Below are 8,940 nucleotides of genomic sequence, written 5' to 3' on the forward strand. Positions count from 1 at the left end.
ACAAGAGGGGGCGGGCATGGAAAGGGTGTGCGTGATCGGGGCGGGATCGTCCGGGATCGCGGCCTGCCAGGTACTGGCGGCGCGCGGGATCCCGTACGACTGCTACGAGACCGGGTCGGAGGTCGGCGGCAACTGGCGCTACCTGAACGACAACGGGATGTCGTCCGCGTACCGCTCGCTGCACATCAACACCTCGCGCCAGATCATGGAGTACGCGAGCTTCCCCATGCCGGAGGACTCTCCGGTCTACCCCGGCCACTTCCACATCGCCCGGTACTTCGACAGCTTCGTCGACCACTTCGGGCTGCGACCGTCGATCGCCTTCCGCACCGAGGCCGTGCGCGTGGAACCCCTGCCCGACGGCAAGTGGAGCGTCGCCACACGCCACTTGGACTCCGGCGAGACCGCCGAACGGGTCTACGGTGCCGTCCTGGTCGCCAACGGCCATCACTGGAAGGCCCGTTGGCCCAGGCCGTCGCTTCCGGGAGCCGAGGAGTTCACCGGCACCCAGACTCATTCCCACGACTACCGGACACCGGAGCCCTTCGCCGGCAAACGTGTCCTCGTCCTCGGGATCGGCAACTCGGCCTGCGACATAGCGGTGGAGACCTCACGGGTGTCCCGGCGCACGGTCCTCGCCATGCGCCGCGGCGCGCACATCCTGCCCAAGTACCTCTTCGGTGTGCCCACCGACCATCTCACCGGCTCCTGGCTCGCGAGGGCCCCCCTGTCCGTGCAGGCACAGGGTCTGCGGCTGCTGCTGCGGCTCAGCCGGGGCCGCCTGAGGGACTACGGGCTGCCTACGCCCCGGCACGGCGTCCTGGCCGCGCACCCCACCATCTCCGACGACCTGCTCTCGCGCCTCGGCCACGGCGACCTCACCGTGAGACCGGCTCCCGTACGGCTGGAGGGCGACCGGGTGACGTTCGAGGACGGGAGCACGGAGGTGATCGACGCGATCGTCTACTGCACCGGCTACGACATCGCGTTCCCGTTCCTCAAGGACGAGGTGATCGATCCGTCCGGCAACGACATCGCGCTCTACCACCGCGTGGTCGCGCCGGACCGTCCCGGCCTCTACTTCATCGGGCTGGTCCAGCCCCTCGGCGCGATCATGCCCCTCGCGGAGGCGCAGTCGCACTGGGTGGCGGACCTGCTGGAGGGCCGGTGCGCGCTGCCCGGGCCCGAGCGGATGCGCCAGGAGACCGCCACATACCGCGAGAGGCTGGCGCGCCGTTATGTCGCCTCGACCCGGCACACCATCCAGGTGGACGCGCGGTCCTATCTCCGCGAACTGCTGACGGAACGCCGCAGGGGCGCGGCCCGGGCCCGGCGGGGCGCCGCCGGCCGCTGACGGTTCCGCCCCGGGCGGCCCCCGATCTCGTCACGCGTGACCCAGATCACGCGCCCCAAGTGCATAGCGAGGCGCCCTCCAGCGTCTTTCCCCAGGTGTACGAGCCGGCAAGTGCGGGGACGGGTGCGGATGGGACAGGCAAGAGCCGAGGGGACCGGCGGGTTCGACGGGTTCGTCGCGGCCCGCTGGTCGGCGTTGTTCCACCTCGCCCGCCTGCTCTGCGCGGGTGACCGGCACCGTGCCGAGGATCTGCTTCAGGAGGCCTTGGTCAAACTCTGGTTCGCCTGGCCGAAGGTGGCCGACGAGGCGCCCGAGGCGTACGTACGGAAGGTCATGGCCCGCGCCGCCGCCCGCTCCGCACGGCGGCGGTGGTGGGGCGAGCGCCCCGTGGAGATGCTGCCGGACATCGCGCACACCGGCGACGAGTCCACGGCCGTGGTGGAACGGTCGCGTCTCGAAGCGGCGCTCGCCCAACTGCCGCCCCGGCAAAGGGCGGCCGTAGTACTGCGCTACTACCAGGACCTGCCCGAGAAACAGGTCGCGGAGGTCTTGGGCTGTCCGCTCGGCACCGCCCGTTCCCACGCGTCACGCGGTGTGGCGCGGCTGCGCCAGATCCTGGCGGATGTCATCGAGCCGGTGGGGTGAAGGAGAGAATGGACCACTTCGAGCGGGAGTTGGCGCGGATGATGCGCGACGCCCAGGAACACACCCCCTTCGAGCCCGCACAGCAGAACAGCCTCCGGAACGGTGTCCGCGTCCGCCGCCGGATCCGCGCGGCACGGCGGGCCGCGAGCTGCGTCCTGGCCGCCGCCGGGATCAGCCTCGGCCTGTTCCTGCTGCCGCACGCCCCGGACAGCGACCGTCCCCTCGGCCCCGTACCGCGGCCCACCGACACCCCCGCCACCCCGTACGTCACCCCGTCACCGACCCCGTCGTCGAGCGGGGCACCCACCGAGTCGGCCACCGGCACGGCCGAGAGCACCACCGGAGCCTCCGGCCCCCCGGACACGCCCACGCCGACGGAGAGTTCGACGTCGGTGACCTCCGGCCCCGGGGACGGGGGGACGGCGACGACCAGCGCACCCGCCACCGAGACCGCGACGCCGAGGAACACCCCGACGTCCTCGCCCCCCGCGTCGGGCCCCGAACCGTCGTCGGTCGAGGTCAGCAGCACCGGGTAGCCCGGCACGGCGTCCGCGGCAGCACCGCCGCCCCACCCGGCATCCCTCTCCGCACTCCTCAGCGCGGTCCGGCCGTGAGCGTCTTCGGCCTGCCCCGCGACAGCGCACAGAACAGGACAGACCATGACGAAGGCATTGCGGTGCGCCCGCACGGACTTCGAGGAATCCGGCCGTGTGCCCTCGGACCGGCTCCCCGTCCGGCTTCCATTGCCGGCGGACCACACGGAACCCGTTCTGGACGTGGTCGTCCCCGTGTTCAACGAGGAGACCGACCTGGAACCGAGTGTGCGCCGCCTGCACGCCCACCTGCGCGAGACGTTCCCGTACCCCTTCCGCATCACCGTCGCCGACAACGCGAGCACCGACGCCACCCCGCGGATCGCCGCCCGGCTGGCCGCCGACCTGCCGGAGGCCACGTGGATACGACTCGACGAGAAGGGGCGCGGACGGGCGCTGCGCACCGCGTGGTCCGGCTCGAAGGCGCCGGTGCTCGCGTACCTGGACGTCGACCTGTCCACCGAGCTGAACGCACTCCTGCCGCTCGTCGCCCCGCTGATATCCGGGCACTCCGACATCGCCATCGGCACCCGGCTGGCCCGCGGTTCCCGGGTGACCCGCGGCCCCCGGCGCGAGATCATCTCCCGTTGCTACAACGCGCTGCTGCGGTCCACGCTCGCCGTCGGCTTCTCCGACGCGCAGTGCGGATTCAAGGCCGTCCGCCGGGATGTCGCCGAGCGTCTGCTGCCGCTGGTGGAGGACTCGGGCTGGTTCTTCGACACCGAGCTGCTGGTGATCGCCGAACGCGCCGGGCTGCGTATCCACGAAGTACCGGTCGACTGGGTCGACGACCCCGACAGCCGGGTCGACCTGGTCTCCACCGCCGTGGCCGACCTGCGCGGCATCGCGAGGATCGGCCGCGCGCTGGCCCGTGGCACGCTGCCCACAGCGCGCCTCGGGCGCGCCTCCGAGAGTGCGCCACCGGCCTCCCTGACGGCTCAACTGCTGCGGTTCTGTGCCGTGGGCGCGCTCAGCACGATCGGCTACGTCCTGCTGTACGCGTCCCTGCGCCCGGTGACAGGACCTCAGGCCGCCAACGCCTGGGCGCTGTTGGTCTGCGCCGTGGCCAACACGGCCGCCAACCGACGGCTCACCTTCGGGCTGCGCGGCCGGGGCGGCGCCCTGAGCCACCAGGCCAAGGGGCTGGCCGTCCTCGGCCTCGGACTCGCGCTCACCAGCGGCTCACTGGCCGCGCTGCACCACGGGACGCGCGCACCGGGACGCTCCGCCGAGATCATGGTCCTCGTCACCGCCAACCTGGCGGCCACGGTGCTGCGTTTCCTCCTCATGCGCAGCTGGGTGTTCCCCACGGCCGCCCGGGGCGACGGCGCGGAAGGCGGGCCCCGATGAACGAGCCCGGCCTCACGACCACTTGGGCCCGCCAGGCCCATGGTCCCCGGAACGCCACCCGTTGGCGCCCAGCCCTACGCCCCGACGGCACACGCCCGGACGGCGGCCCCGACTGGCGTGAGCGGCTGGACCGGGCGGCGAGGCGGCACGGGCCGGTCCTCGCCCTGTACGGCACGATGAAACTCGTCGGCTTCTGCGTCTTCATGTGCCTGCTGGACTCCTCCGGGGACTTCCGCCGGAAGAACCCCCGCTTCGGGGGCGGCACCCACGTCTGGGACGTCCTGGCCACCTGGGACGGCTGGTGGTACCAGCAGATCGCCGCGCACGGCTACCATCCCGCGCTCGTGCCGGTACCCGGTGCCACCGGCCTGATCACCCTGGAGGGCAACTCCGCCGCGTTCTTCCCGCTGTACCCCGCGCTGATGCGCCTGGTGTCCTCCTGCACCGGGCTCGGTCTGCTCGGCGCGGGCCTGGTGGTCTCCGTCGCCGCCTCGTTCGTGGCCGCGCTGGGCATTCACGCCGTGACCGCCCGCGTCAGCGGCCGGCGCGCCGGGCTGGCGGCCGCCGGGCTGTGGGCCGTGTGGCCCGGTTCCGGCGTGGAGTGGTCGGGCTACTCGGAGTCCCTCTACGTCGCCCTCGCCGCCTGGGCCTGCTACGCCATGATGCGCCGGAACTGGCTCACCGCGGGCCTCCTGACCTGCTTCGCGGGCCTCACCCGGCCGACGGCCACCGCGCTGATCGCGGCACTCGCCCTGGCCGCGCTCGTGGACGTGGTCCGGCACCGGCGCGCGGTGCGCCGCTGGGGGGACCGCCGCGCTCCGGAAGGACCACGGCGCCGGGACGCGGTCCTGCGCCCGGTCGCGGCCGTGCTGATCGCCCCCGCCGGTCTGGCCGGCTACCTCGTCTGGGTGGGGCACCGCATGGGCGACTACGGCGGGTACTTCACGCTCCAGGACAAGGCCTGGGCCCACTCGTTCGACTACGGACGGCACACCGTCAAGGTGCTCTCGTCCCTGATGGTCGGCCACTACGACTACCTCTTCGCCTACCCCCACGAAGACGTCATCGCCGCCGGCACCGTCCTGCTGGCCCTGATCGCCCTGCCCCTGCTGGTGCGGCTGCGCCCTCCGCTCGTGCTGACCGTCAGCACCGTGCTGACCATGGCGCTCGTCCTCGGCAGCCAGCAGATCTTCGGCAACGTGTCCCGCTACCTGCTCCCGGCGTTCCCGCTCCTCATCCCCTGCGCCACCGCCATGCGCCGGCTCAGCACACCGGTCCTGTGCACGGTCCTCACCGTCGCGGCGCTCGCCTCGGGCTCCTACGCCGGGTACGTGCTCTTCGAGGTCGGGATTCCGTGACGGACCGGGCCCCGCACCCGATCCGCGGTGCGGGGCACGTACCGATCGTGGCGCGGTGTCAGGCGTTCTTAGGCGCCGCCTGCTGCACGACCTCGAACGACCAGACCGAGGACCCGCTCGCGGCGGGCTTCGGGCGGTCGCCGCCGCCCTGGTGGGCCGACTTCATCGGGCCCTCCATCCACGCCTGGAACGACTCCTCGTCACGCCAGCGCGTGTACACCAGGTAGTCGTCGGTGCCCTCGACGGGACGGAGAAGCTCGAACCACTCGAAGCCGTCGGAGCTCTCCACGGCGCCGGCGCGCGAGGCGAACCGCTTCTCGAGGGTTTCCCGCTGTTCGGCGGGGACGGTCAGGACGTTGATCTTGACTACGCTCATGCCCCCATCCTGCCGCACCGCGGAGGGAGCACGGCTCAGGGGCCGCCCGATGCCCCCGCCCGGACGGCCCCCCTCGCTCCGGTTCCGGCTCAGCCGGCGGTGAGGAGCTGGAGCGTGTCGATGACGCGGTTGGAGAAGCCCCACTCGTTGTCGTACCAGGCGACCACCTTGATGTGGCGGCCGTCGACGCGGGTGAGGGCCGAGTCGAAGATCGACGAGGCCGGGTTGCCCGTGATGTCGGACGAGACGAGCGCGTCCTCCGAGTATTCGAGGACACCGGCGAGCGGGCCCTCGGCAGCGGCGCGGTAGGCCGCGAGGACCTCGTCGCGGGTCACGTCACGGGCCACGGTGGTGTTGAGCTCGACGATCGAGCCCACCGGCACCGGCACCCGGATCGAGTCGCCCGACAGCTTGCCCTCGAGGTTCGGCAGCACCAAGCCGATCGCCTTGGCGGCACCGGTCGTGGTCGGCACGATGTTGACGGCGGCCGCACGGGCGCGCCGGGCGTCGCGGTGCGGGCCGTCCTGGAGGTTCTGCTCCTGGGTGTAGGCGTGCACCGTCGTCATGAAGCCGTGCTCGATGCCGGCGAGGTCGTCGAGCACCGCGGCCAGCGGGGCGAGCGCGTTGGTCGTGCACGAGGCGTTCGAGACGATCGTGTGCACGGCCGGGTCGTAGGCGTCGTTGTTGACACCGAACGCCAGCGTCACGTCGGCGCCCTCCGCCGGCGCGCTGACGAGCACCTTCCGCGCACCGGCGTCGAGGTGCGCTCCCGCCGCCTTCGCCGAGGTGAAGCGGCCGGTGGCCTCCAGTACGACGTCCACGGAGAGCTCGGCCCAGGGCAGCTGCCCCGGTTCACGCTCGGCGAGCACCTTGATGCGCCGGCCGTCCACGACGAGGGTGTCCCCGTCGACGGTCACCGGGCGGCCGAGCCGGCCGGAGGTCGAGTCGTAGGCGAGCAGCCGCGCGAGGGCGGCGGGCTCGGTCAGATCATTCACCGCGACGACTTCCAGGTCCGTGTCGCGTTCGAGCAGGGCGCGCAGCACGTTGCGCCCGATGCGGCCAAATCCGTTGATGGCGATGCGAGTCATGATTGTTGTCCCTTCGGCTCCCTCCAAGACTCGCGCGCGGTGCCGGGCGATGACAGCGGCGAGATCGCCATGGTCCGCAAGGATCGCGCCAGCCGGCCGGGGACGGTCCGTGGCGGTCTACTCGCCCTTGGTGAAGGTGCGCCGGTACTCGCTCGGGGAGGTGCCGAGGATCCGGTGGAAGTGCAGCCGCAGGTTGGCTCCGGTGCCGAGGCCCACACCCGCGGCGATCTGCTCGACACTCCACTGCGAACGCTCCAGGAGTTCGCGGGCCATGTCGATGCGGGCGCGCATGACCCACTGCATCGGCGTGTATCCCGTGTCCTCCGCGAAGCGCCGCGAGAAGGTGCGCGGCGAGACGGCCGCGTGCTCGGCGAGTGCCTCCAGCGAGAGCGGCTCGTCGAGCCGGTGCAGGGCCCATTCGCGGGTGGCGGCGAACCGTTCGCCCAGCGGTTCGGGGACGCTGCGCGGGACGTACTGTGCCTGGCCGCCGCTGCGGTAGGGGGCCGCGACCAGGCGGCGGGCCGCGTGGTTGGAGGCGGCCACCCCGAGGTCGCCGCGCAGGATGTGGAGGCACAGGTCGATCCCGGAGGCGGCGCCCGCCGACGTGAGCACACTCCCCTCGTCGACGAACAGGACGTTCTCGTCGACGTTGACGAGCGGGTGTTTCGCCGCGAGCGCCCGTGTGTAGTGCCAGTGCGTCGTGGCCCGCCTGCCGTCGAGCAGCCCCGTGGCGGCGAGCGCGAACGCGCCCGTCGAGATGGCCGCGAGGCGGGCGCCCCGCTCGTGGGCCTCGATCAGCGCGGCGACGACGGCGGGCGGCGGGTCCTCGCGGTCCGGTGACCGGTAACCGGGGACGAAGACGAGTTCGGCCCAGGAGAGTTGTTCGAGGCCGTGGGCGACGTGGTACGAGAGGCCGTCGCCGCCGGTCACGAGGCCGGGCTCCGCGCCGCACACCCTCACCTCGTACGGCATGCTCGCCCGAGTGGTGAACACCTGTGCGGCGATGCCGACATCGAGCGGCTTGGCCCCCTCGAGCACGAGAACGGCGACGCGGTGCAAGGGAGATGCCGACACGGTGAAGAGCGTAACCCCCTTCACAGGAGCCACACACGCCGTGCGAGGATGCGGCTCCGGTATCGAATACCGGTGTAGAGGGGATCCCCATTGAAATCAAGGAAACTGAGCCGTAAGCGGCAACGCGCAACCATAGTCACCGCGGCGGCCGCCTCGGTCGTCGCCGGCGCAGCCCTGCTGCCCAACTGGTCCGCGGGCGCGGCGAGTGTCAACGCCGATCCCAAAGTGGACGCGGCCACGAAGGCGACCTTCCAGCGGCTGGCGGACGCGGTCTTCACCGACCGTACCGACGCCCTGGTGGGCGACGACGGAACGAAGCGGAAGACGTCGCGGTTCTCCGGCGACGTACGCCTGTCCTCGGCCCAGTCGCGTTCCGAGAAGTCCGCGCTGACGAAGCTGGAGAGCCGCAAGGCCCGTCTGGCGGAGCTCGGCGAGAAGTACCGTTCGGCCAACACCACGGTGTCGCTGGACCGTACGCGGGTGAAGGGTCGTAACGCCACGGTCGACGTCACCGAGACGACGACGCTGGCCTACGACAAGGCGACGGGCACCGAGCCGAAGACCACCGGCTTCGAGGCGCACCACACGCTGACGTTCAAGGCCGACCACAAGGGCGACTGGCAGCTCACGGGCGTCCAGGACACGGACGACGGGGTCGCGGTCAACCAGGTCGAGGCCACGACGTTCGTCGCCACGCCGATGACCGGTGACACGACGCCGCCGTCGGCGACCCGTGCCGCCATCACGAGGCCGGCGCCGGCCAAGCCGAAGAACTTCTCGGCCACCGGCCTGGACTACAACGCGATGGCCGCGTACGCCGCGAAGTACTGGAAGAACTACAACCCGGCGTACCCGAACTTCAACGGGGAGGGCGCCGGCGGAGACTGCACGAACTTCGTCAGCCAGTCCCTGAAGGCGGGTGGCTGGAAGCACGTTCCCGGTTACGTGAACGACTTCCACAAGTGGTTCGGCAACGCCGACATCCAGTCGGACTCGTTCGTCGGCGTCAACCCGCGGCGAGGCGCCGGGGTTCAGCCCGAGGTGAGGCGGAACAGCATGCGGCCGAAACCGACCTGGTCGCCGTCCTTCACAACGGACGCGC

9 protein-coding genes are annotated in these 8,940 nt (G+C 71.7%); 6 read left to right on the forward strand and 3 right to left on the reverse strand.

All coding sequences use genetic code 11. The features are described 5' to 3' along the window. From ACWEBX_RS34925 to ACWEBX_RS34945, 5 genes are all read left to right on the forward strand, one after another. On the forward strand, positions 1–1,354 hold a 1,354-nt coding region (locus tag ACWEBX_RS34925; protein WP_451888779.1), incomplete at its 5' end, for an NAD(P)-binding domain-containing protein. 129 nt (positions 1,355–1,483) lie between these two features. After that, positions 1,484–1,999: a SigE family RNA polymerase sigma factor gene (locus ACWEBX_RS34930; RefSeq protein WP_451888780.1), complete on the forward strand. Its 516-nt coding sequence runs from the start codon at positions 1,484–1,486 to the stop codon at positions 1,997–1,999. Between the two features lie 8 nt (positions 2,000–2,007). Next, complete coding sequence (locus tag ACWEBX_RS34935; RefSeq protein ID WP_451888781.1) at positions 2,008–2,535, forward strand: hypothetical protein; 528 nt, start codon at positions 2,008–2,010, stop codon at positions 2,533–2,535. A gap of 123 nt (positions 2,536–2,658) precedes the next feature. Beyond that, the gene (locus ACWEBX_RS34940) at positions 2,659–3,942 is read left to right on the forward strand and encodes a glycosyltransferase (RefSeq protein ID WP_451888782.1); all 1,284 of its coding nucleotides are present in this window, start codon (positions 2,659–2,661) and stop codon (positions 3,940–3,942) included. Positions 3,943–4,118: 176 nt separating this feature from the next. Further along, positions 4,119–5,300 (forward strand): hypothetical protein, encoded by a 1,182-nt coding sequence (locus tag ACWEBX_RS34945; protein ID WP_451888786.1) that lies wholly within the window; start codon positions 4,119–4,121, stop codon positions 5,298–5,300. Positions 5,301–5,358: 58 nt separating this feature from the next. Here the strand turns inward: ACWEBX_RS34945 and ACWEBX_RS34950 are convergent, their stop codons facing one another. From ACWEBX_RS34950 to ACWEBX_RS34960, 3 genes are all read right to left on the reverse strand, one after another. Then, positions 5,359–5,676, reverse strand: a complete 318-nt coding sequence (locus ACWEBX_RS34950) for an antibiotic biosynthesis monooxygenase family protein (protein WP_151467267.1) — start codon at positions 5,674–5,676, stop codon at positions 5,359–5,361. Positions 5,677–5,765: 89 nt separating this feature from the next. Further along, on the reverse strand, positions 5,766–6,764 hold the full coding sequence (gene gap, locus ACWEBX_RS34955; RefSeq protein ID WP_451888783.1) for a type I glyceraldehyde-3-phosphate dehydrogenase: 999 nt from the start codon (positions 6,762–6,764) through the stop codon (positions 5,766–5,768). A 117-nt stretch (positions 6,765–6,881) separates the two neighbouring features. Further along, positions 6,882–7,838 carry a GlxA family transcriptional regulator gene (locus ACWEBX_RS34960; protein ID WP_451888784.1) on the reverse strand — a complete coding sequence of 319 codons (957 nt, stop codon included), beginning with the start codon at positions 7,836–7,838 and terminating at the stop codon, positions 6,882–6,884. A 90-nt stretch (positions 7,839–7,928) separates the two neighbouring features. On the opposite strand from ACWEBX_RS34960, the gene ACWEBX_RS34965 reads away from it, so the two are divergent. Continuing rightward, the coding region (locus ACWEBX_RS34965) for an amidase domain-containing protein (RefSeq protein WP_451888785.1) at positions 7,929–8,940 on the forward strand (1,012 nt) is incomplete at its 3' end.

It is taken from the genome of Streptomyces sp. NPDC005070, from assembly GCF_053600395.1.

Bases quoted from the DNA above. Each gene is read 5' to 3' on its own strand.
- ACWEBX_RS34935 (WP_451888781.1), top strand. From the start codon at position 2,008: ATGGACCACTTCGAGCGGGAGTTGGCGCGGATGATGCGCGACGCCCAG.
- ACWEBX_RS34940 (WP_451888782.1), top strand. From the start codon at position 2,659: ATGACGAAGGCATTGCGGTGCGCCCGCACGGACTTCGAGGAATCCGGC.
- gap (WP_451888783.1), bottom strand. From the start codon at position 6,764: ATGACTCGCATCGCCATCAACGGATTTGGCCGCATCGGGCGCAACGTG.
- ACWEBX_RS34945 (WP_451888786.1), top strand. From the start codon at position 4,119: ATGAAACTCGTCGGCTTCTGCGTCTTCATGTGCCTGCTGGACTCCTCC.
- ACWEBX_RS34930 (WP_451888780.1), top strand. From the start codon at position 1,484: ATGGGACAGGCAAGAGCCGAGGGGACCGGCGGGTTCGACGGGTTCGTC.
- ACWEBX_RS34950 (WP_151467267.1), bottom strand. From the start codon at position 5,676: ATGAGCGTAGTCAAGATCAACGTCCTGACCGTCCCCGCCGAACAGCGG.